Source organism: Ochrobactrum sp. Marseille-Q0166 (assembly GCF_014397025.1).
Taxonomy (GTDB): Bacteria; Pseudomonadota; Alphaproteobacteria; order Rhizobiales; family Rhizobiaceae; genus Brucella.
In genome coordinates, this window is the sequence record NZ_JACJUO010000001.1 from 1,095,341 (window position 1) to 1,117,362 (window position 22,022).

Sequence of the window (22,022 nt, forward strand, 5' to 3'; positions counted from 1 at the left end):
TATTGCAAAGAGTCACCGTCATTGCAAGTGCTGTCAGGCCATAATTACAGTAAAAAGCCTTCGCAAAGTGCTTTCCCACAGTGCTAGCGCCATGATTCAGCAAAAGATTTCAGTCTTTTGCCGCATAAATGCTTTCTCATGCGCGATTTGCCGCAAGCCAGCTCGAATATTCCTGCATGGTCTTGTCGGCGATCGATTGCATGGCAGAAGGCGGAACGATGCTCCATGAGTCTGCCGCAGCTCCCGGCACTTTTTCCTGCCCCTGGATGCGATGCAGCCGATTGCCCTTGGCATCCATAACGTCCCAGACATAAAGGACGGTTGTCTGATTGTCTTCGGACAGAACCGAGAAATAGCCTTTCATGACATAGGCTGCATCGGTGCCACTGTTGCCTGAAAGTTCAACGCCCTTTGCACGAGCATCGTCATTGAGGCGATGGGTAAGCGGAGTTACGACGTTGACAGGTGCGCCAATAATGGGAGCAATGTAAAGCTTGCCCGGCTTCAGCGATGCTGTTCTTGCGGCTGGTGTCGCAGGTTGAGCCGTCGCAGGCTGGCTTGTCGCAGGCTGGGCGGCAGTTGGCGCCGCTGTTTGCCCGGGTTGCTGACCTGCTCCCTGCACATTGAGCGCGGATTCGGTGCTGTTGCAGGCGGCAAGCAGTCCAGCAAGCAACAGCATCATGGAAAGATGTGCCTTGTTCATGTTCGGCTTCATGCTCCTGAAAGTGCAGACCATTTCTGCGCCAGTCGAATTTATCGCCGATTGTGCGATACTTGGCAATTATATCTGGAGAGCGATGGGCATATCAAGAGAATGGCGGGACAATGGCACGGCAGCGCCATTCGTGGTGAGATATGTCTGCCCCAGTGTCATCGCTGTTTCCGTGTCGGAATCCATGATGATCATGTGCGCAAAGAGTGTCATATCCGGCTGGATGCTTTCCGGGTTGCCGGAATAGAACATTTGTGGATCCATCCAGGAGGGTGAGAAACGTGCTCCCACAGAATAACCACAGGCATTGAGCCTGTGTCGCGTGAGGCCGTGCGCCTCCATCGTGCGCAAGTGTGCGTCAAATACATCGCCAAACGTCGAGGCTGGTGTCATGGCTTCTTCAACTGCTTCCAGGGCTTCGCGTGCGGCGTCATAAAGCTTTTGATGTTCAGGTCTTGGCTTGCCAATGATGAGCGTGCGCATCATCGGTGCATGATAATGGCGATAAACCCCCGACCATTCGAGGGTGAGCTGGTCGTTTTTGGAAAGCGTGCGGCGACCCGCTTTGTAACGGCAGAGGAGAGCATCGGCACCCGAGCCGATAATATATTCATTGGCCGGATAGTCGCCATCGCCTGCAAAATTGGCGGCCATCATGGCCGCGAGAATATCAGCTTCGCTTGCGCCGGCCTTGACCAGTTTCAGAGCAGCATCAAGCGCGTCATCGCTGAGTTCTGCGGCACGCTTGGTGAAAGCAATTTCAGCGGGGCTTTTGAGAAGGCGCAGACTGTCGACCATACCCGATGCATCATAGAGCTTGGCGAAGCTCTGCAACTGTTCATCGAGTTTTCGGGCATTGGCACCGGTCAGACCATGGGTTTGGTATTCGATACCGATGCGTGTGCCGAGCAGATCAAGCTCGGTGAGAATGTTGCGCAGATCGATTGCCGGATTTGCGTTTTCACGATCAGTCCAGACAACGATATTCTCGATGTTGGACGTATGCCGCGCTTGCCTTAGATCGGCAGAGCGCGTCATCAGCACGGTTGAACCGTCAGCTTTGACGACGAGACACTGGAAAAAGCAAAAGCCAAACGTGTCATAGCCGGTCAGCCAGTACATGCTTTCCTGCGCAAAAAGCAGCAAGGCATCCAGTTTCTCTTCCTCCATCTTCAAGATCAGACGGTCGCGACGTGCTGCGAATTCTTCCGGCTCGAAGTGAAGGGCCATGCGGTTCTCCTTAATCTTCTATAATGGCGATTGCTGCGATCTGGCGACCGTAATCCGGCTCATTGCGATGTGTTGTGCGCCGATAGGAATAGAACTGGTCTTCATCGGCATAGGTGCACTGACGCAGTGCGTCAGCCTTAACGCCTGCGCTGGTCAATCGGTCGGTGATAAAGGTCCATAGATCGAAAAGCTTGTGACCTTCCTTGTCAGAAGGCTCAAAATATTTGGCGTATGATGGGTCTTTGCCAGTGAATTCGGAATAGAATTCGGGACCGACTTCATAATTATCCGGGCCGATTGTCGGTCCAAGAACGGCAATAATATTCTCGCGTTTTGCACCAAGCTCGATCATCGCTTCAATGGTATTTTCAAGCACGCCTGTAAAGGCACCGCGCCAACCTGCATGGGCTGAACCGATGACACCTGCCTCATGATCAGCAAACAACACCGGGCCGCAATCGGCCGACAGTGCGCCAATCGCAATGCCCGCAACATTTGTCACCATGGCATCGGCCTTCGGGCGTGGTGTGCTCAATGGCTCTGTGACGTAAACCACGTCTGGCGAATGAACCTGATGCACGGTCATCAGACGGTCGGGTGCGACACCAAGTGTCTCGGCGACGCGGCGGCGATTCTCGCTCACCAGTTCCGGCACGTCATTTGAGCCGCTGCCGACGTTGAGACCTGCATAAATGCCATCTGAGACGCCGCCTTTGCGGGTGAAAAAACCATGCGCAATGCGCTTGCCGTTTGATCCGGCAGGGCCTTCCAGCAGGGAGGAGCGAAGCGGTTGCGGCTTATCAATCATGGATTTTCTCTTTTAAAACGGCTGGATGGTGGGGGAGGCAGATTGGCTTGTCAATTGTAGCTTTTTGACGGTTCCTTTTTTTAAGCCGTATCGAATGGAAATGTGGTTGTCTTTTGATCGCTTATGGCGAGCACCTTGAACAAAGTCCCCATCTGGTCCGGCGCCGCCAAACGCTCGACGTCTTCGCGGATTTTATTCTGGAAAGCTTCGTCGCGCCCGGCACCCAGGCGCCCGGCACGGTCGATAAGTCCCAGGCCCAAAAGAAAATCGCCTTGCGTCATGGTTACGGTCTGGCAGCCGCAACTGCGTGCTGTTTTCTCCAGCATTTCGAAATCGACGTGGGTTGTCAGGTCAGCTTCACCGGGATGAGCAAATACATCATCATAGGTATGCTTCAGCATGGCTTGCAGCGTGTCGCCGAAGCCCGATTGCAGATGACCATAATCGATGGAAAGTGCTGCACCACGCGTTGCAACGATGCGCTGCGCAATTTCCTGCATCAGGGCGGTGCGGGCAGGTGCCGCTTCAAAGATCGTGCCGTCGGGTGCTGCCTGATGGCCTTCGGGCAGCAGGGCTATATCTATGCCGCCTGCGCCGCTTCCAAACTGGAATTCATCCTGTTCATTCAATCCAACCATACGTTCGACAAAGCGGCCATCGGTTTTCACAAATTGCCTGATCGGGATTGCGTCGAACAATTCGTTGGAAACGAGGATCAACGGGCCGTCCGGGATATCCGCAAAGCGTTCAAACCACCCGATAGAATAATCGAAAGCTGAAAGCTTCTCTTTCTGCTTTTCAATAAGGCGCGGGCTGGTCTCGACCATCGCGACACGAAGTGAAGCGGCCATTTGCGGCGCAAGCTTGGCAATCGTGCGCAGCATGTCGCTCATCAATGTGCCACGGCCGGGACCAATTTCGCAGAGCACAGCGTTATCGGGACGGCCGAGGACATCCCAAACGCCGATACACCAGATGCCGATGAGTTCGCCGAACATCTGACTGACTTCAGGAGCGGTGATGAAATCACCGTCGCGCCCGAAAGGTTCGCGTGTCGTATAGTAACCCTGTTCCCGATCACCAAGGCAGGCAGCCATGTAATCAGCAATGCTGATCGGCCCTGTTGTGCCGATCAGTCGCTTCAGCCGCTCTTTCAGGGTTGCCTCAGGCATTGCTTGCTGCTGCCCGGTTGGCGCGCCACATTGCCCAAAGGCCGATGAGTACCATTGGAAGGGAAAGGATCATTCCCATGGTCAGCCAGCCGCCGAAAAGATAGCCAAGCTGCGCGTCCGGTTCACGGAAGAATTCGACGATGATACGGCTGAGACCATAACCAAGGACGAATGTGCCAGCGATAAAACCGGGGGCTTTGAGTTTTTTGCCAAACCACACCAGCAGGAAGAGAATGAAGAACAGTACCAATCCTTCCAGAAATGCTTCGTAGAGCTGGCTTGGATGGCGCGGTAGGCCGCCGCCATTCGGAAAGCGCACGGCCCATGCGACATCGCTGACGCGGCCCCAGAGTTCGTCATTGATGAAGTTCGCAACACGAACGACGCCTAACCCTACCGGTACGCCTGCCGCAACCACATCGAACATGCTCCAGACCTTGAAGCCGCGCGAGCGCGCAAACCAGATCATCGCAATTGTCGTTCCAATAATGCCGCCGTGAAATGACATGCCGCCATCCCAAACCGCCGGAATCATCAGCGGATTGGAAAAGTAATAGGCGGAGTTGTAGAAGAGGACATAACCCAGACGCCCGCCAAGTACGACGCCGAGTGCCGCCCAGATGACAAAGTCATCAAGCGCTTCGGGCTGCATCGGGGGCTGGTTGTCAGCCCAGAGACGATGATTGCGCAGCAATTTCTTTCCATACCACCACGCAAACATGATGCCGATGACATAGCCAAGACCATACCAGTGCACGGCAAACGGACCGATTGAAAAGATGATCGGATCGATATCCGGAAAGGCGAGGCCAGAGGCAGACTGCAAAGTCTCCATAATATAAAACTCCATTTTCCGGCGGAAGATGCGCGACGATATCCGAGTGGTCAAGCTATCACGTTTCTACAGCTTCACTTGCATCAGAACCGAGACGGCCCTATTTCAAAATCAGGTTTTCAACAAGACCGTATCGAAGATAGGAAAGATTGCCATGACCAGCGGATCAAACCGGGTTCTCGATGAACTCGCCAAGCTTGTGACTGATGCGGCAGGTGCTGCGCAAGGCGTGCGCCGCGAAGTCGAGACAGCTTTACGCTCACAGAGCGAACGCGTGCTCAACACGCTTGATGTAGTGCAGCGCGAAGACTTTGAAGCGGTGCGTGAAATGGCCATAAAAGCACGTGCTGAAAATGCCGCCCTGCTTGTAAAAATCGAAGCACTTGAAGCGCGTCTTGCTAAGTTTGAAGTTGATTCGACTGCAAAAACCGCGAAAAGCACTGCTCAGGCATCGAAATCCAAAGATAATTCATAATTTTTTATTAACAGGCCCTAAGTGCCAAAAACCCTTGTCTTAGAGTCGCTTAAGGCAAGGGTTCCGACGTATTCCCGTCATATTTCCACATGCTTTAATGCCTCTTTTCAGAAAAGGGGCTGGCGTTCAGATTCAGCATCAATAGACTGAAAACACTACATGATTCGTAATGTGGTCATGTAGGCAGCGGCGAGGGGCTGTAGTTTTGTTTTTCGCGTCTTCAGGCTGCTTTCCAGTATCAGTTGCGTATGTGCGTGTACCATTGAGGCGTTGCATGTTGTCGAAGCATGTCGATTCCTCGACCGATCAATTCGTGCCTTTTTTCTGCACTTAGTCTTGTGCGGGTAAAGGTGCGGGCGAGCAATTACTTGCGCGCCGGGAATTTGGAAGTGTTTTGACGAACGCTTCGCAGAACAGGAAACGGACATGAGCCTTCTTGAGCTTGAATTTGCACGCGAAGCACATCCGGTGGATGTGATCGAGCATGTTGCGAATTCAAACGACTGGACGTTCGAGCGGACTGGCGACGACGAAATCGCAATTTCGGTAGCGGGTAACTGGACCGACTACCATATCTCGTTCTCGTGGATGGAGGACTTTGAAGCGCTGCATCTGGCCTGTGCCTTTGACATCAAGGTTGCTGAACCTCGTGTCAATGAAGTGATGCGGTTGCTGTCGCTCATCAATGAAAAGCTTCTGATGGGCCATTTTGATCTCTGGCAGCAGGAAGGCGCGATCATGTATCGCCAGTCGCTGCTGCTTGCGGGCGGCGCAGAGCCGACGAGCCGTCAGGTGGAAGTATTGCTTTCTGCAGCGTTGGAGGCTTGTGAAAGCTATTTTCAGGCATTTCAATTTGTCGTGTGGTCTGGTGTGAGCGCGCGCGAATCTTTGGACAGCGTTTTGTTCGAAACGGTTGGACGCGCATAAATTCAGTCCCGGCAGGGTTCGCCGGGATTTTACTTTCGGGGGATTGAGATGAGCGAAACTGAAACGATAAGCTGGACTGATTTCGAGAAGGTCGACATCCGCACCGGAACCATCGTTGAGGCTGTGCCATTCCCGGAGGCACGCAAGCCAGCTTTCAAGCTGAAGATCGATTTTGGCGACAAAATCGGTACCAAGAAGTCGTCTGCGCAAATTACAAAGCACTATCAGCCGGAGGATCTTGTTGGTCGACAGATCATGGCTGTGGTTAATTTCCCGCCGCGCCAAATAGGACCTTTTATGTCCGAGGTGCTCACACTCGGCTTTCCTGATGAAAATGGCGATGTCGTTCTCGCCGCAATCGATAAAAAAGTTCAAGACGGCGTCAAATTATTCTGATCTTGTAGGATGCGGTTTTTAACGCATTCAAGAAGACTGGATTGGAACAGATGCAGGCAACGATTTTCGTCGCTGTTGGTGGGGCGCTGGGAAGCGTCCTGCGTTACTGGTTTTCGCTCTGGCTGGCACCGATCAGTCGAGATTTGCCGTGGAGCACCATCGTCGTCAATATCATCGGCTCGTTTGCGATTGCGCTTTTCGGCGCGCTGACTGTTGCATCAAGCCGTTTTGAGCTGCCCGAAATCTGGCGTGTGGCTTTTCTGGTTGGTGTCTGCGGTGGTTTTACCACCTTTTCCTCATTCAGTATGCAGACTGTTGATCTGTTGCGTTCGGGAATGCCCGGACGTGCCTTGTTGAATGTCGGTATCTCGCTGGCTGCATGTTTTGCAGCAACGGCGCTTGGTTATGTCGTGGCACAAGCTCTAAACAAGGTTTAGGCGGGTATCCGGATAATCGCTCTCAGGCCACCCTTGGGTGCATTTTCGAGTTCGATATCGCCGCCATGACTTCTGGCGATGTCGCGTGCAATGGCGAGGCCAAGGCCACCTGTACCGCCTGAATCCTGCGTGCGGGCTTCATCAAGGCGTACAAAAGGTTTGAACACATCTTCACGGCGATCTTCGGGGATGCCCGGACCATCATCATCCACGACAATTTTCAACCAGCCGTCATCATGGGTGACCGCAAGTTCGACATTCTGCGCATGACGGAAAGCATTCGAGACAAGATTGCTGACAAGACGTGAAAAGGCATTGGGGCGCACATTGACTTCGCTGTCACCTTCAATCGAATAATGAAATCCGCGTTCGCGCAGTCGCGCTTCATTGGCAAGCTTGTCGCAAAGCAGGCGAATATCATAAGTTGCCGCTTCTTCGGCACCTTCACCGCGTGCAAATGCCAAATAGCCTTCAAGCATGGTCTGCATGTCGGCAATATCCTGATTAAGCGGTTCGGTGTCTATCGCATTGCCGGTGAGCGCCAGTTGCAGCTTGAAGCGTGTCAGGATGGTGCGCAGATCGTGACTGACGCCTGAAAGCATGGCCGTGCGCTGTTCGATCTGGCGTTCAATGCGTGAGCGCATCTGAATGAAAGCGATACCTGCACGACGCACTTCCTCCGCGCCGGTCGGACGGAAGCCTTCCGGCATGGGGCGGCCTTTGCCAAAGCTCTCGGCGGCCTGAGAAAGCTGTTGGATCGGTTTGATCTGGTTGCGCAGGAAGGCAATCGCGATGATCAGCAACACCAGCGCTGTACCGATCATCCAGGTCAGGAAAATACCGGTGTTGGATGCATAGGCCTGACTGCGGCGTGCGAAAACGCGTAGCACTTTGTCATCAAGCTTGATGCGGATTTCAATCAGGTCAGAGTCACCCACCGTATCGACCCAGAAAGGGCGATTGATCTGGCGGGTGATCTCTTCACTCAAGAAGTAATCGAGAATGGCGAAGAATGGCTTTGGTCCCGGCGGTGGCAGCGGGTCCGGGGGGAGAATTGAAATATTCAGCCCCAGACGCTGTTGAGAAATACGGATCAGATTGTCATATCCGGGTTCCTGCGGATAGGTTTCCAGAATGTCGATAATTGCGGAAATATCTCGGACAACGGCGGTTGAGAGTCGCTCCGTCACCATCTGCCAATGACGCTCCATGAACACGTAGGCAATCACGGATTGCAGCAACACCATCGGTGCAATGATGATAATGAGCGAGCGTGCATAAAGCCCTTTGGGCATACGGCGCGCAAACCAACGCGATAGGGTTTTCCAGAGGGACGTCATCGTCTCAGAATACTCCAGACGCTTCTGCTAATTTATGTTTTCGGTCCCGCTCTGAAATTTGCGACGCTCCGCTCTCTATTCGATGCTCAATTTGTAGCCGATGCCACGAACGGTTTGCAGCCATACAGGGTTGGCCGGATCCTGTTCGATTTTACGACGCAAACGGTTAATCTGCACGTCAATCGTGCGCTCACCGACATCGCCATCCTGCCCTGTCAACTCATGGCGCGGAATGGTATCACCAGCCCGTTCGGCGAAAATCGTCATGATGTCCTGTTCACGGTCTGTGAGCTTGATTGTTTCGCTTCCTTTTTTCAACTCGCGCCGCGGGATGAAGAAGGTATATGGGCCAAAAACGATTTGTTCGATCTTTGGTTGCGCGGGTGCCGATCCGCGACGAAGAATATTATTGATGCGAAGGACCAATTCGCGTGGATCAAAAGGCTTTGGCAGGTAATCGTCAGCACCCGCTGCAAGACCATCGATACGGCTATCGGTTTCAGACAGCGCGGTCAGCATCAGGATAGGAACGCTCTTCTGCTCACGCAGCGATTTGGTCAATGAGACGCCGGTTTCTCCCGGCATCATGACGTCGAGGATCAGAAGATCAAAGTCTATGCCTTCAAGCTTACGTCGCGCTTCCGCAGCGCTTCCTGCCATCGTGACGCGGAAACCGCTTGTCGTCAGATATTGCGACAGAAGGCTTCGGATTCGGGTGTCATCATCGACAACAAGAAGATGAGGTGCGTCATCCGAAAGGTTCTTTTCATCTACAGTCATGGCGCCGCTTGATCCCATCCTGTTCATATTACCATTTGTTGCATCTTAACTACTGCAAGACGGCACGTCTATGTGACCCTGGTATTGTTATCTGTTGGCCCCCAGCTTTAACAAGTTGAGGCGGAAACGTATCGTGGATAATTCTATCCACCTCGTTTACCCTATTTGTTTGTTCTTATGCATATCGATATCGAATCGTAGCGAAAATAGAAATCAGTCCAGTGAATTGATTTCCCCACGGAGGCAATTTTTCCGCAGCATCATTTTAGGACAATTCGCAGGCCGTTTCGGTAGCTGCAAAATCGTCAATCTGGGCGCGGCGTTCAGGATTGACCATATTATACAGAAACCGCTCAATAATTTCTCGCTCTGCCGTTCCCGATTCTTCCAATGCCCGTGCGATGCGGCGCGACTGTGGCAAAGCAAGCGCAAGTGTCAGTTCTCGTCCTGATTTCGTTGGGTAAAGTTTGCGATGGCGGCGGTCATCCAAACCGGTTGTCTGCACGACATGTCCTGTATCGATGAGTTGCTTGAGAACGCGCGAGAGGCTTTGCTTGGTAATGCGCAGAACTTCCAGCAGTTCGGCAACTGTCATTCCCGGCTTGCGATTGATAAAATACAGCACACGGTGATGGGCTCGGCCAAATCCGATCTTTTCAAGGATCAGGTCTGGATCGGCGGTGAAATCACGATAAGAGAAGAACAGCAGTTCAATGACGTTTAGATCGTCAGCCTCCCGACACGTCAGAGGATCGCTGATATAGTTCACGTCGTTAATCGAAATCACATTGAGGCTCCATCCTGTTGCGATAAATATGTCAGCATTGTTGACATAACTCAATCGCCAAGATAATTTTTGGTAAGTGCAGACCGGTTTTTTTGGAATAAAGTTTGCGCGACTGCATGTTGGAGGAGAGATAATTACACGGTTTGCTATGTCAGGCTGTCCCATAAGGACCGCAACACGTAATAGCGAGTGTTATTTTCCGCCATGACCGGAAATATCTTTGTTCACCATGCTTTATCTACCTGATTTCAGCACAATTGTTTGCGCTGACCTCAAGCTTATCTGGTGGCGAAATACCAGTGTTGTTGAAGAAAAAATATGTCTATCTCACCAGTTATATCGATTTAAATGGCGAGGAAAGACTAGGGAAGGTCCAATCGGACCAAACGGGCGGGCAGAAAAGCCAAGCCCAACTTTGAGGAAGCTAAAATGGCTGCGATACCATTCGATCAACGCGAAGGATTTATCTGGCAGGACGGCGAATTTGTCGCCTGGAAGGATGCGAAGGTACATGTGCTGACCCATGGACTGCACTATGCAAGTGCGGTTTTTGAGGGTGAGCGCGCTTATGGCGGCGAAATTTTCAAGCTCACCGAACATACCGAGCGGCTGCATGAATCTGCCCGAATTCTTGGCTTTGAAATTCCTTACAGTGTTGAAGAAATTGACGATGCTTGTCGCGAGTTGTTGAAGAAGCAGGGTTTTGAAGATGCTTACGTGCGCCCGATCGCATGGCGCGGCTCGGAGTCGCTCGGCGTTTCCGCACAGAACAATCGCATTCATCTGGCAATCGCGATCTGGCAGTGGCCAAGCTATTTCTCGCCGGAAGAAAAGATGAAGGGCATTCGCCTCGATATCGCTGAATATTGCCGCCCGGACCCGCGCACGGCGCCATCGCGCTCGAAAGCTGCCGGTCTTTATATGATCTGCACCATTTCCAAGCATGCCGCAGAAGCTAAAGGTTATGCGGATGCGCTGATGCTGGATTGGCGCGGGCAGGTTGCTGAAGCGACTGGCGCCAATGTCTTTTTCGTGAAGGATGGTGCGCTGCATACGCCAAAGCCGGACTGCTTCCTTGACGGTATTACACGTCGCACGATTATTGATCTTGCCAAGCGTCGTGGGCTGGAAATTGTGGAACGTGTCATCATGCCTGAAGAATTGGCAGATTTCAGCGAATGTTTCCTGTGTGGAACGGCCGCTGAAGTGACTCCGGTTTCTGAAATTGGCAAATACAAATTTACGCCTGGCGAAATTACAAGCTTGCTTATGCAAGACTATGGTAATGAAGTGCAGCCCAAGCGCATCGCCGCGGAGTAATATTGTTTTAAACAGAAAAGGCGGCCGTTAGGGCCGCTTTTTTTCTATATTGATGCTTATTGTTTGACATTCGCAAGTTTCAGTCCAAGATTTTTCCAGTCGGACTCATTTTATGCCGGCTTTAACTTTAGATGGGGTGACGCTTATGGAATCTCTACTGCCTATCATTCTTCAGCTTGTTTCGGGTGCGGTCGGTGGCAATATTGCCGGTGCCGTCAAAAACCTGAGCCTCGGTACTGCCGGTAATACAGTTGCTGGCGGCATTGGTGGTGTCATTCTCGGCCAGCTTCTGCCGATGCTATCCGGTGGCGGACTGGATTCTCTTCTTAACGGTGTGATCGGTCAAGTAGCAGGTGGTGGTGTGGGCGGTCTCGTTCTCACAGCAATCGTTGGTCTGATCAAGAACTCTCTCGCCAGTAAGGCTTAACAGTCAACAGCTCGGTTGTGCTGACAACAACCGGTTTATTTTCTGTGAGAGGGGAAACGGGTAGCTTAGGGCTGCCCGTTTTATTTTAAGGCTTTGAAAGCGTGATGTGCTGCATTATCTCATGAGAGACGGTTATTTCTAAACATGCTGACTGAATGGAGTTTTTGATGGGACAGTTGCAGGCAATCATCGTTCCGGTGACGCCATTTCAGCAGAATTGCACAATCCTTTTTGATGGTGAGACCAAAAAGGGAGTTGTGATCGATCCGGGCGGTGACCTCGAGCGTATCAAGGAAGCGATTGCATCGCAGAATATTAAAGTCGAAGCGATCTGGATTACGCACGGACATATCGACCATGCAGGCGGGGCGTCAGAACTGAGAGATGAGCTTGGTGTCGATGTTATCGGACCGCATAAAGATGATGAATTTATCCTCAATAATCTGGTGACAACCGGACTGAAATACGGATTGAGCGAGGGGGTGCGGAACATAACGCCGGATCGCTGGCTGGAAGAAGGTGATAAAGTCACCGTTTCCGGTCACGAATTTGAAGTTATGCATTGTCCGGGCCATGCACCGGGCCATGTCGTTTTTTACAATCCGGAAGCGCATTTTGCGATTGTCGGCGATGTCTTGTTTAACGGATCAATTGGCCGTACCGATTTGCCGGGCGGTGATCATGAGGCACTTATTCGCTCCATCAAGGAAAAGCTTCTGCCTCTTGGCGACGATATTGGTTTTCTGTGCGGTCATGGTCCGGGAGGACGTTTCGGCGATGAGCGCCGCAACAATCCATTTCTGAACAATATAGGCTATGCCTGAAGTTGAAAAAAAGCCGCCCTCTTGGGCGGCTTTTTTGTCTGGTTACTTGGTCAGTTTGCTGAACAGAAGTGATCCCGGCCATCATAGCCGCGATAGGTTCCGGTGCTTGGGTTGAAAGACCGGTAACGGTCTGAGCAATACTGATACCAGCCACGGCTCCATGGCTCATAACCCACGCGATATTGCACACTGCGGGCAGGCGGTGCCGGATAATAGGCCGGTGGTGGTGGTGGCGGTGCGTAAACCGGTGCTGGCTGCACATAGGTCGGCTGCGGCTGGCTCAAGGCGCTGCCGATAAGCGCTCCAGCTGCAAGACCAATAACGCCCGCAGCAACAGCGTCGCCGGAGCGGTCGCGATGACGGTGGTACGGACGATCCCATCCGCCACGGTTCCAGTCGCCACCGCGATCCCATCCACCACGGTTCCATCCGCCACGACCCCACGAGTCTGCGGAAGCAGATGCGAGTGGAGCTGCGACTGCTGCTATAGAAGCAACGGCCAGGATAGCTGATTTAAGTAGTTTGTTCATTGTCCGCTCCTTCAGAGGCACAACTGCAATTTCTTCGATATGCAGGGCCGGTCAGGCGCACTGCTTCAATCATGAATAACAAGTTAATAGTTTGGACATGAATGGAGGCTGAACAATGGTGAGGACATCACCGAAAGCGGAATAGTCCGGTAAATTAAAAGCAATGGCGGTAATATTTCGCGCTTGTTTCAGGCGGTGTGCACGCATGATAGGGCGTTTCGTCAAGCTACTGCTGCTCATAAAACGAAAAAACCCCGGCGTTAGCCGGGGATCAAATTCTTTATCAGTAAAATCCCGGTGTCAGTCCGTGACCGAAATGTTTACGGCCTTAGGACCCTTACCGCGACGATCCGGTTCAGTTTCATAAGAAACCTTCTGATTATCAGCGAGTCCTGCCAGACCTGAAGCTTGTACAGCAGAAATATGTACGAAAATGTCTGCGCCACCATCATCAGGCTTGATAAATCCGAAACCTTTTTCGGAGTTGAAGAATTTGACCTGTCCGGTCTGTGCCATGGGATCCGTTCCTTTTCCTTGGCGCCACCGCTTTGTTAGAGACGGTGGAATTACAACTTCTGCCGAACGCACCACACACCCGGCAGAGGGTCATGCAGGCAGTTATCGACTTGGGAAAGGAACCGATCATTGCCGGAGACTAATCCCCAACCCGGAACTTCTAGCGGTTCCGGCACGCCGTTCTTCCAGTCTTCCGTTGTACTCAAATTGCCCGGACATGCGAAGACTGATCTAAGATGCGTTGTTTGGCAAGCAAATTTTTTACCAAATATGACATTGGTTATATTTGGAACGGTATTGTTGTTATTTTTTACAAAAAATTGCCAGCTTACTGCTGATTTATACAAAACAGCATAAGCTTAAGGCAATATATCGCCTCATACTATGGTATAGTATACAAAAATGCTTATTTATTGCGCAAAACTATGCATGCGCCACCCGCCGCGCGCAGTTTAGTACAAATGTTATCCGCTTCGGGGCGACTGTCGGCACCGATACGTACTGCGTAAATGCCACGGCGGGCAATTGGAGTCCGCACCCGGCTTATGACCGGGTTGTGTCCAGCCAGCACGGAGGGGAACTGTTTACGCAGCCGGCTCCACTGATTGGCTGCGACACTGCGTCGGAAATTGCCAGCGACCTGAATGCCCCAAGGCTTCGGCTTGATCTGCGACATCGGTATTGTTGCAGTGCGGATAATCGGCAGGCGCTTACATGCCTCGGAAAAACTTAGTTTTGCATCCAGTGGCCGGTTGGTAATTTCGTTTCCGGCAGCGAAATTATCCGCAGGTGCGCCAGTTAGATCCAGCACGTAATCTTCAGTTTCCAGTGGTAGAAAGCCACCGGAGCGTATCCAGTTGGAAACGCGGCCCGGTCCCGCATTATATGCGGCGGCTGCAAGGCCCCAGTTGCCGAAAGCGCCCTTCAGCTCACTTAGAAAGCCTGCCGATGCGGGAATGGCCTGTTCAATGTCGAATGGGTCGGCAAGGCCGCGCTCTTTGGCTGTATAGGGCATGAACTGTGCAATGCCCTGTGCGCCAACCGGGCTGACAGCCTGATGGTCAAAGCGACTTTCTTTCCAGATCAGCCGTGCAAAGAAGTCCTTTGGAATGCCGCGATCCTCAGCGTTCGCTTCAATCAGTTCACAGATACGCGTGACTGTGGGTTCCTCTTTCTTGGGAGGCATGGATGGGCCGTAGATTTCGGTTTGCCCTCCATTTTCAGCAAAAGCAGATCTGATAGCGCCCGGCCAGCAAAGAAGCTGGAAAATTGCGACAGTTGCCATAATCAGATGCGAACGCTTCATGCAGCCTTTCCGCCATTGATCCCCGAAAGCTACAAACAGAGTAAAGGAAGTTTTTGACTTGTCGATATGACTTTCACGGGCTGACGGCGATATACCACTAATATATCCTTGTTCTTTCATGGTGCTGTGCCATTTAAGCAGTTATCAGGAGAGGAGAGTGCAATGCTTCTTAACAGAATCAGCCGATTGAGCGTCCTGGCGGGGGCCATGTTTCTTGCCGGTTGCGTCGCGGAAGGCGGCCCGGATTATCGCCCGCCGGTGCGACCGGGGCCATCGCAACCGCAAGTGTGTCCAATGATTTACGCGCCGGTTTGCGGCGAACGCGGTTCTTCACGCAAGACATTTGGTAACGCATGCCAGGCGCGTGCCGACGGCTATCGTATTGTCGGAAATGGACAGTGTAGTTCGAGACCGGGGCCTGGCTCTGGCTGGGGGGGAGAACGCCCGGGTCGCCCACCGCATCAGGGTAACAGGCCGGGACGCCCGGCTCCGGGCGCTGGTGCCTGTACGAGAGAGTATATGCCGGTTTGTGCGCGCAGAGGGAATGCTACACAGACATTCCCGAACCGGTGTGAAGCGGAGCGCGCTGGCTACCGTGTTACCGGCGGCGGTCAGTGTCGGTAAGACATCAAACCTTTAGGAGCGGCTTTCATGAGCCGCTCTTTTTTATGCAGCGCGCGGCTTACTGAAGCGGTCGATATTGGCGTCGCCCCACTCTTTGAGTGCGAGCAGGATCGGTTCAATACTGCGGCCAAGCGGAGACAGGCTATACTCCACCTTTGGAGGAACCTGTGCATAGACTTTGCGTTCTATGAGGCCGTCTTCTTCCAGCTCTCGCAGTTGGTTGGTCAGCATACGTTGCGTAACGCCCGGTATCTGGCGCCTAAGTTCATTGAACCGCAACGTTCCATCCAGAAGATGAAACAGCACAACACTCTTCCATTTACCGTCGATAAGGCTGATGGCAGCTTCAACTGCACAGCCGGGACTGCAATCAAAGCGGGAATGCTTGGCTTTGGTCATTGAAGTAACCTTTGTATACTAGGTACGTAAATTGACACTATGTGCGATTTTTGTGCGTATTTTCATTTTCCGATAGTAGTCTAATATTTGATCCATAGCAAATGGAGCGAAGATTATGAAAGCTGTTGCCTATCAAACTGCCGGAAAGCTGGAGCGTGCGGATTCGCTGCTAGATGTCGAGCTGGACAAGCCTGTTGCGAAAGGCCGTGATCTGCTGGTGCAGGTCGAGGCCATTGCCGTTAATCCGGTCGATTACAAAATCCGCAAAGGTGTTTCACCGGAGCCTGGTACGTGGAAAGTGCTGGGTTGGGACGCTGTAGGTACTGTTGTTGACACCGGGGAAGCGGTTCAGAATTTCAAGATTGGCGATAAGGTCTGGTATGCCGGTTCCTTTATCCGTCAGGGTGCGAACAGCGAATTTAATCTGGTTGATGAGCGCATTGTCGGAACCCCTCCGAAGGCGTTGTCGAACAGTCAGGCAGCGGGCCTGCCGTTGACATCAATTACTGCGTGGGAAATGCTTTTCGACAGGCTCGACGTTCGAAAACCCGTGCCGGGAGCTGCCAATGCAGTGCTCATTGTCGGCGGAGCAGGCGGAGTTGGGTCTATCGCTATCCAGCTTCTCCGTGCGCTGACGGATCTGACCGTTATTGCGACGGCATCACGCCCTGAAACACAGGATTGGGTTAAGCAGCTCGGCGCGCATTATGTTGTTGACCACAGCAAACCTCTTGCAAATGAGGTCGAGGCTTTGGGGATTGGCGCACCTGCCTTTGTCTTCTCAACGACGCAGACGATTGATCATTTCAAAGATATTGTTGCGCTGATAGCTCCGCAGGGGCGGTTCGGATTGATTGATGACTATGATACATTTGATGTGGCACCGCTGAAACGCAAATCAGTGTCGGTGCATTGGGAGATGATGTTCACACGCCCGGTTTTTGAAACAGCCGATATGGATGAGCAGGGCAAGCTTCTGAATGAAGTTGCGAAGCTGATTGATGAAGGCAAGATCAAAACGACGGTTACGGAAGTGCTGTCACCGATCAATGCGAGCAATCTGAAAGCTGCCCATGCTGTGCTTGAAAGTGGCAAGGCCAAAGGCAAGATCGTGCTGGAAGGCTGGTAACCAACCTTCCAGCTTTGCGGCATTACCGCCCCGGTCGGCCAGTCTTGCCGGGGCGACGCTTTTTGCGGGCGGTTTCAGCCGGATCTTCATACGAACCGACACCTGAACGTTCGCGGCGGATCAGAGCATCATCCGCACCCGCTGGCTTTTCCGTCCGCTTGACGGTCATCTCATCCAGCGTGTTCTTGCGGAACAGTGGTTTGGCCATGTCGGTGCCCGGTCCCATATTGTCGAGCGAAGGCTTGGCGAACAGCGACTTTTTCGGCTCGTCATCAACAGTCCGGTGCATCTTGCGACCAGCGTTATGGCGCCCCTTGGTTCGTCCGGTTACAGGGCTCTCAAGCTCCACTTCCCGCGCCATCGGGTCGTCGGCAATCGCCAGTTCCATTTCGCGCAGGCGCTTGACCTCATCACGAAGGCGTGCCGCCTTTTCAAAGTCAAGATCGGCTGCGGCATCGCGCATTTGCTTTTCGAGATGTTCAAGATGGGCGGCGAGATTGTTGCCCATCATCGCACCTTCTTCGGCAAAGCCGGAAATGTCGGCGCGGACGTGATCCTGTTCGTAAACCGAATTGAGAATGTCCGAGATATTCTTCTTTACCGAAGCAGGCGTGATGCCATGCTCACGATTGTAAGCTTCCTGCTTTTCGCGCCGGCGGTTGGTTTCGTCCATCGCGCGCTGCATTGAGCCGGTAATGTTGTCGGCATAGAGAATAACCTTGCCATCCACGTTACGCGCGGCACGACCGATGGTCTGGACAAGTGACGTTTCCGAGCGCAGGAAACCTTCCTTGTCCGCATCGAGAATGGCGACGAAACCACATTCGGGAATATCGAGACCCTCGCGCAGCAGGTTGATCCCCACCAGCACATCGAACGCGCCAAGGCGCAGATCGCGGATGATCTCGATACGCTCCAGTGTGTCGATATCCGAGTGCATGTAGCGCACCCGCACACCCTGTTCGTGCAGATATTCAGTGAGGTCTTCAGCCATGCGCTTTGTCAGCACGGTGCAGAGTGTGCGATAGCCCTTGCGTGACGTTTCACGGATTTCTCCCAATACGTCATCGACCTGATTTTTAGCCGGACGTACTTCAACCGGTGGGTCGATCAGGCCGGTGGGCCGAATAACCTGTTCGGCGAAAACGCCACCCGCTTCTTCCATTTCCCATTTGCCGGGCGTTGCCGAAACCGCGATAGTCTGCGGACGCATGGCGTCCCATTCCTCAAAACGCAGCGGGCGGTTGTCCATGCAGGATGGCAGGCGGAAGCCATATTCGGCCAGCGTCGCTTTACGCCTGAAGTCGCCGCGATACATGCCACCAATCTGCGGAACTGTAACATGGCTTTCGTCGAGGAAGACCAGCGCATTGTCGGGGATATATTCGAAAAGCGTCGGTGGCGGTTCGCCCGGTTTGCGTCCTGTCAGATAGCGCGAATAGTTTTCAATGCCGTTACACACACCGGTTGCTTCGAGCATTTCAAGGTCGAAATTCGTGCGTTGCTCAAGGCGCTGCGCTTCCAGCAGACGACCGGCCCGGGTCAATTCCGCAAGGCGGTGCTGCAACTCTTCCTGAATCGACTTGATCGCCTGATTGAGCGTTGGTCGCGGTGTGACATAGTGCGAATTCGCGTAAATCTTGACCGACTGCAGATCGCCGGTTTTCTGTGCGGTCAGAGGGTCAAATTCGGCGATGCTTTCGATTTCATCGCCAAACAGCGAGATACGCCATGCACGGTCTTCCAGGTGAGCCGGGAAGATTTCAATTGTATCGCCGCGGACGCGGAACGAGCCGCGCACGAAGTTGATGTCCTGTCGCTTATATTGTTGGGCCACGAGATCGGCGAGAAGCTGGCGCTGGTCGAGCCGGTCGCCGATCTTCATCTCGAATGTCATAGCCGTATAGGTTTCGACCGAACCGATACCGTAAATGCAGGAAACGGATGCCACGATGATAACATCATCACGCTCGATCAGCGCACGCGTTGCCGCATGGCGCATCCGGTCGATCTGTTCGTTTACGGTCGATTCTTTTTCGATATAGGTATCGGACCGTGCCACATAGGCTTCAGGCTGATAGTAATCGTAGTAGGAAACGAAATATTCGACGGCATTGTTCGGGAAGAAGTTTTTGAACTCGCCATAAAGCTGCGCAGCAAGCGTCTTGTTTGGCGCGAGAATCAGTGCGGGACGTTGTGTTTCCTGAATGACCTTCGCCATGGTGAAGGTTTTACCAGAGCCGGTGACGCCGAGCAGAACCTGCGTGCGGTCCTGATCTTCCAGGCCGCTGATCAGATCACGAATGGCCGTTGGCTGATCGCCCGACGGCTCGAAGCTCGATTCCATCTGGATTGCAATGCCACCTTCTGATTTCGGTGGCCGGGCAGGGCGGTGCGGTGTCCAAAGCTCACCATTCTTGAACAGCGGATTACCGGATTCAATCAGGTCTGACAGTGCCTTGACGGTCGCAGTGGCACCCGTCGGGTTCAGTGCGGTAGCATCTTCAAGGCTTATATCGAGACCAGCTACAGGGTTGAGACCGGCGGCGGCGCGTTCCTTTGCGGAGGCTGCACCGCCAATGGATGTTCCTCTTGCGCTTCGCGATGATTCCTTACTGCGCTCAGGCACCTTTTTCGGTGCTTTCGCAGGCTTTGCAGCCTTGGCTTTTGGCTGAGGCTTGTCAGCCTCTTCGCCAATGTCTTTTGCCCAATCGGAGATTGAGCCAGAAAATGGTGTGCCTGACAGATCGCGCTGCGGCACTTCACTAAAGCCGCGCGCTTCGTCATGCGAATCCTGAGTGTATTTGTCTTTTGAGGAAGCCATGCGGGTAATATGGAATTTCACAGCACAAATGAAAAGGGCGCCCGGATCAAATATGGAGCAAATCCGGTACGCCGCATTGTAATTCTATGTGCCTCCTGACATCAGGCTGTCAGGAAGTGTAATCACCGAGGGCCACGTGGACGCCAGCGATCGCCCGGACCATAGAAGTTCGGGTGATAGCCAGGATGGTCGCTCCAGCCCGGACGATCACCCCAATGTGGGCGTGGTGGGCCCCATTGAGATGGCCCGCGCCAACCGGGACCGGGGCCGTAAGTTCCGGGGCCCCAGCCTGGGCGATAAGGGCGCGGCCCCCATCCTGGGCCGTCATCCCAACGGTTATTGTTATTGATCGCTGAGCCGATCACCAATCCTGCAATGAGTGGAATGCCAATGGCTGCGGCTGTTGGAGCGAAATTGTCGTTCGTCGTGTAATTGTTACCCGTTTGCACGGCGATATAGCGAGAGGATGCCCAGCCGTCGAGGCCGCGATAATTGACGCGGCACCAGCCATATCCGTTGGTGCAACCCGCCACATTCAACACGACGCCATTGGGGATGCGCCCCATCGAGGGATATTGTGTGCCGGGACCGGTTCTAAGATTTATAGTCGCGGTCGCCAGGCCATTGGCGGCCTCGGCATTGCTTGCAAATAAAAGTGTTAATGCAACAATAGAAGATGTTATTATTGCTTTCATTTGAATGTCCTTATATTTGTATATAAGACTACGGTATTCCATATTTATTATTTTTACTTTAATGAATCAAATTTGTTTCAGTATGATGATTAATATTTTCAATTTTATTATATTTTTATTTTTCAGAGCAGTATTGCATGGCTGCGGTGCGCATGTCGCACTTTTCCTTGTTCGCTGCTTGCCGCATACTCTGCGCGACTCTTTTCAGATGATCGAAGGAAATATTGATGAGTGATTTGAACGCGCCGAAGGGCATGCTCACTGTACGCACGCAGGCCATGCCCAAAGATACCAACTCGGCAGGGGATATTTTTGGTGGCTGGGTCATGGCGCAGATGGATACTGCAAGTGGTATTCGGGCGGCAGAACGTGCCAAAGGCCGTGTTGTCACCGCTGCGGTGCGTGAAATGTCTTTCGCAAAGCCGGTCAAGATCGGTGATGTTCTGTGCGTCTATACCGAGATTATACGCGTTGGCCGCACGTCGATTACACTGCGTGTTGAAGCCTGGGCACAGCGCTATCTCGCTGAGGAGATGGATCTGGTAACCCATGGGGAATTTGTCATGGTCGCACTCGATAAGAGTGGTCAGCCGACACCGGTTCCCTCGGAATAATGTTGAATGGCCCGGACAAGTCCGGGCCTTCATTATTTGCAAGCACGATAGCCGCTGCGGCGCTGCATCAGGTCGAAATGAAAGTGGTCGGCATGTTCGCGGTTGTAGCCGGGGCCGAGAACTGTTGTGAAATAAGAACAGGCATCGGACCGGACGCTGTTGAGCAAACCCTTTTCGCGGAAAGCGAAGAAGCCGGGTTTGCGCACCGTGATGCTCTTGCCGTTGTTGAGCACAATCTTCGTGACATCGATGGCATTACCGCGGGAATGCTCAGACATTTTTGCGCCGCGACGATGATTCATTGTTCGGCAGGAATAACCGCCTGCGTTATGAATGGTATTGATCCCGGACAGATAGCGCAGACGCGCCGATGGTTGCAGATCTCCTTTGATCCAACGCGCAAACGCTTCGGTCACTTCGCAGTTCAGCGTCGCTGCCGGTTTGAAGGCAATGGCGCCACTATTGAAACCACGCACCTCTATCGGGTTGTCGATGCGGCAACTTCCACCCTGATTGATCGGTGATTTTTCGGTAAAGACAACACCAAGACGTTTGAGGCGTGTGCGACAGGCCATTTCACCGTTGGACATCGCATAAATGTTTTCCACCGTGCTGACCGGATTTTCTACAGGTGCAGTGAAACCATAATCGCCAGCATAATGAGGCTGGCTTTGTGCGGTTACCCCATTCGCATTGTTTTCGATCTCCTCCGCGAGGCCAACGACGCGTGGCTCATGCGCGGGTTGCGGGGGTACAATCACATCTGCATTGCCAATCGCAGCTTGTGGTCGTTGCGGGCGATCACCTGAACAACCGGCAACGAGCGTCAGCAATGCAAGGCCCGCTGGTAATGTATAGCGATGAAAGCGGTTGGACAACGCGAAACTCATGTCCATGCCTTTCAGTTTGGTACTG

General features: G+C 52.9%; 25 protein-coding genes. 10 read left to right on the top strand and 15 right to left on the bottom strand.

Annotated elements, in window-relative coordinates; genetic code table 11:
- Positions 1-136: 136 nt before the first annotated feature.
- From H5024_RS05190 to lgt, 5 genes are all read right to left on the bottom strand, one after another.
- Positions 137-715, bottom strand: coding sequence for a hypothetical protein (locus H5024_RS05190; RefSeq protein WP_187544334.1), 579 nt, complete (start codon positions 713-715; stop codon positions 137-139).
- Positions 716-781: 66 nt separating this feature from the next.
- Positions 782-1,942 (bottom strand): Xaa-Pro peptidase family protein, encoded by a 1,161-nt coding sequence (locus H5024_RS05195; protein ID WP_187544335.1) that lies wholly within the window; start codon positions 1,940-1,942, stop codon positions 782-784.
- A 10-nt stretch (positions 1,943-1,952) separates the two neighbouring features.
- Complete coding sequence (pgeF, locus tag H5024_RS05200; protein ID WP_187544336.1) at positions 1,953-2,750, bottom strand: peptidoglycan editing factor PgeF; 798 nt, start codon at positions 2,748-2,750, stop codon at positions 1,953-1,955.
- 80 nt (positions 2,751-2,830) lie between these two features.
- Positions 2,831-3,922 (bottom strand): class I SAM-dependent methyltransferase, encoded by a 1,092-nt coding sequence (locus H5024_RS05205; RefSeq protein WP_187544337.1) that lies wholly within the window; start codon positions 3,920-3,922, stop codon positions 2,831-2,833.
- Positions 3,915-4,760, bottom strand: a complete 846-nt coding sequence (lgt, locus tag H5024_RS05210; RefSeq protein ID WP_187546628.1) for a prolipoprotein diacylglyceryl transferase — start codon at positions 4,758-4,760, stop codon at positions 3,915-3,917. Before lgt ends, H5024_RS05205 begins: the two co-directional genes overlap by 8 nt.
- A 151-nt stretch (positions 4,761-4,911) precedes the next feature.
- Here lgt and H5024_RS05215 point away from each other — a divergent pair, with 151 nt between their 5' ends.
- The 4 genes from H5024_RS05215 to crcB all read left to right on the top strand — a co-directional run bounded on the left by H5024_RS05215 (position 4,912) and on the right by crcB (position 6,992).
- The gene (locus H5024_RS05215; RefSeq protein WP_187544338.1) at positions 4,912-5,232 is read left to right on the top strand and encodes an accessory factor UbiK family protein; all 321 of its coding nucleotides are present in this window, start codon (positions 4,912-4,914) and stop codon (positions 5,230-5,232) included.
- Between the two features lie 426 nt (positions 5,233-5,658).
- Complete coding sequence (locus H5024_RS05220) at positions 5,659-6,159, top strand: YbjN domain-containing protein (protein ID WP_187544339.1); 501 nt, start codon at positions 5,659-5,661, stop codon at positions 6,157-6,159.
- A 48-nt stretch (positions 6,160-6,207) separates the two neighbouring features.
- Positions 6,208-6,555: a tRNA-binding protein gene (locus tag H5024_RS05225; RefSeq protein WP_187544340.1), complete on the top strand. Its 348-nt coding sequence runs from the start codon at positions 6,208-6,210 to the stop codon at positions 6,553-6,555.
- Between the two features lie 50 nt (positions 6,556-6,605).
- Positions 6,606-6,992, top strand: a complete 387-nt coding sequence (gene crcB / locus H5024_RS05230; RefSeq protein WP_187544341.1) for a fluoride efflux transporter CrcB — start codon at positions 6,606-6,608, stop codon at positions 6,990-6,992.
- On the opposite strand, the gene H5024_RS05235 is transcribed toward crcB, so the two are convergent.
- The 3 genes from H5024_RS05235 to H5024_RS05245 all read right to left on the bottom strand — a co-directional run bounded on the left by H5024_RS05235 (position 6,989) and on the right by H5024_RS05245 (position 9,899).
- Positions 6,989-8,332, bottom strand: coding sequence for an ATP-binding protein (locus H5024_RS05235; protein ID WP_187544342.1), 1,344 nt, complete (start codon positions 8,330-8,332; stop codon positions 6,989-6,991). The two genes, crcB and H5024_RS05235, sit on opposite strands and share 4 nt — an antisense overlap.
- A 75-nt stretch (positions 8,333-8,407) precedes the next feature.
- Positions 8,408-9,130, bottom strand: coding sequence for a response regulator transcription factor (locus H5024_RS05240; protein ID WP_187544343.1), 723 nt, complete (start codon positions 9,128-9,130; stop codon positions 8,408-8,410).
- Between the two features lie 247 nt (positions 9,131-9,377).
- Entirely contained in the window at positions 9,378-9,899 is a 522-nt protein-coding gene (locus H5024_RS05245) for a MarR family transcriptional regulator (protein ID WP_187544344.1), read from the bottom strand.
- A 429-nt stretch (positions 9,900-10,328) separates the two neighbouring features.
- On the opposite strand from H5024_RS05245, the gene H5024_RS05250 reads away from it, so the two are divergent.
- From H5024_RS05250 to H5024_RS05260, 3 genes are all read left to right on the top strand, one after another.
- Positions 10,329-11,219, top strand: coding sequence for a branched-chain amino acid aminotransferase (locus tag H5024_RS05250; RefSeq protein WP_187544345.1), 891 nt, complete (start codon positions 10,329-10,331; stop codon positions 11,217-11,219).
- Between the two features lie 145 nt (positions 11,220-11,364).
- Entirely contained in the window at positions 11,365-11,646 is a 282-nt protein-coding gene (locus tag H5024_RS05255; protein ID WP_187544346.1) for a hypothetical protein, read from the top strand.
- A gap of 167 nt (positions 11,647-11,813) precedes the next feature.
- The gene (locus H5024_RS05260) at positions 11,814-12,470 is read left to right on the top strand and encodes an MBL fold metallo-hydrolase (protein ID WP_187544347.1); all 657 of its coding nucleotides are present in this window, start codon (positions 11,814-11,816) and stop codon (positions 12,468-12,470) included.
- Between the two features lie 50 nt (positions 12,471-12,520).
- Here H5024_RS05260 and H5024_RS05265 read toward each other — a convergent pair whose 3' ends face one another.
- The 3 genes from H5024_RS05265 to H5024_RS21235 form a co-directional block, all read right to left on the bottom strand.
- A complete protein-coding gene (locus H5024_RS05265) occupies positions 12,521-13,000 on the bottom strand; it encodes a BA14K family protein (protein WP_187544348.1) in 480 nt (159 codons plus the stop codon).
- Positions 13,001-13,300: 300 nt separating this feature from the next.
- The gene (locus tag H5024_RS05270) at positions 13,301-13,516 is read right to left on the bottom strand and encodes a cold-shock protein (RefSeq protein ID WP_024899445.1); all 216 of its coding nucleotides are present in this window, start codon (positions 13,514-13,516) and stop codon (positions 13,301-13,303) included.
- A gap of 406 nt (positions 13,517-13,922) precedes the next feature.
- A complete protein-coding gene (locus H5024_RS21235; protein WP_247875211.1) occupies positions 13,923-14,822 on the bottom strand; it encodes a transglycosylase SLT domain-containing protein in 900 nt (299 codons plus the stop codon).
- Between the two features lie 162 nt (positions 14,823-14,984).
- On the opposite strand from H5024_RS21235, the gene H5024_RS05280 reads away from it, so the two are divergent.
- A complete protein-coding gene (locus H5024_RS05280; protein WP_187544349.1) occupies positions 14,985-15,446 on the top strand; it encodes a Kazal-type serine protease inhibitor domain-containing protein in 462 nt (153 codons plus the stop codon).
- A gap of 42 nt (positions 15,447-15,488) precedes the next feature.
- Here H5024_RS05280 and H5024_RS05285 read toward each other — a convergent pair whose 3' ends face one another.
- A complete protein-coding gene (locus H5024_RS05285; protein WP_187544350.1) occupies positions 15,489-15,845 on the bottom strand; it encodes a winged helix-turn-helix transcriptional regulator in 357 nt (118 codons plus the stop codon).
- Between the two features lie 115 nt (positions 15,846-15,960).
- Between H5024_RS05285 and H5024_RS05290 the strand changes: the two genes are divergently transcribed.
- The gene (locus H5024_RS05290; RefSeq protein ID WP_187544351.1) at positions 15,961-16,974 is read left to right on the top strand and encodes a zinc-binding alcohol dehydrogenase family protein; all 1,014 of its coding nucleotides are present in this window, start codon (positions 15,961-15,963) and stop codon (positions 16,972-16,974) included.
- 22 nt (positions 16,975-16,996) lie between these two features.
- Here H5024_RS05290 and uvrB read toward each other — a convergent pair whose 3' ends face one another.
- Positions 16,997-19,798, bottom strand: coding sequence for an excinuclease ABC subunit UvrB (gene uvrB / locus H5024_RS05295; protein ID WP_187544352.1), 2,802 nt, complete (start codon positions 19,796-19,798; stop codon positions 16,997-16,999).
- Positions 19,799-19,920: 122 nt separating this feature from the next.
- Positions 19,921-20,493, bottom strand: a complete 573-nt coding sequence (locus H5024_RS05300) for an SH3 domain-containing protein (RefSeq protein ID WP_247875212.1) — start codon at positions 20,491-20,493, stop codon at positions 19,921-19,923.
- A 227-nt stretch (positions 20,494-20,720) separates the two neighbouring features.
- Here H5024_RS05300 and H5024_RS05305 point away from each other — a divergent pair, with 227 nt between their 5' ends.
- Positions 20,721-21,107: an acyl-CoA thioesterase gene (locus tag H5024_RS05305; protein ID WP_187544353.1), complete on the top strand. Its 387-nt coding sequence runs from the start codon at positions 20,721-20,723 to the stop codon at positions 21,105-21,107.
- A gap of 32 nt (positions 21,108-21,139) precedes the next feature.
- Here the strand turns inward: H5024_RS05305 and H5024_RS05310 are convergent, their stop codons facing one another.
- Positions 21,140-21,997, bottom strand: coding sequence for an extensin family protein (locus tag H5024_RS05310; protein WP_187544354.1), 858 nt, complete (start codon positions 21,995-21,997; stop codon positions 21,140-21,142).
- Positions 21,998-22,022 lie beyond the last annotated feature (25 nt).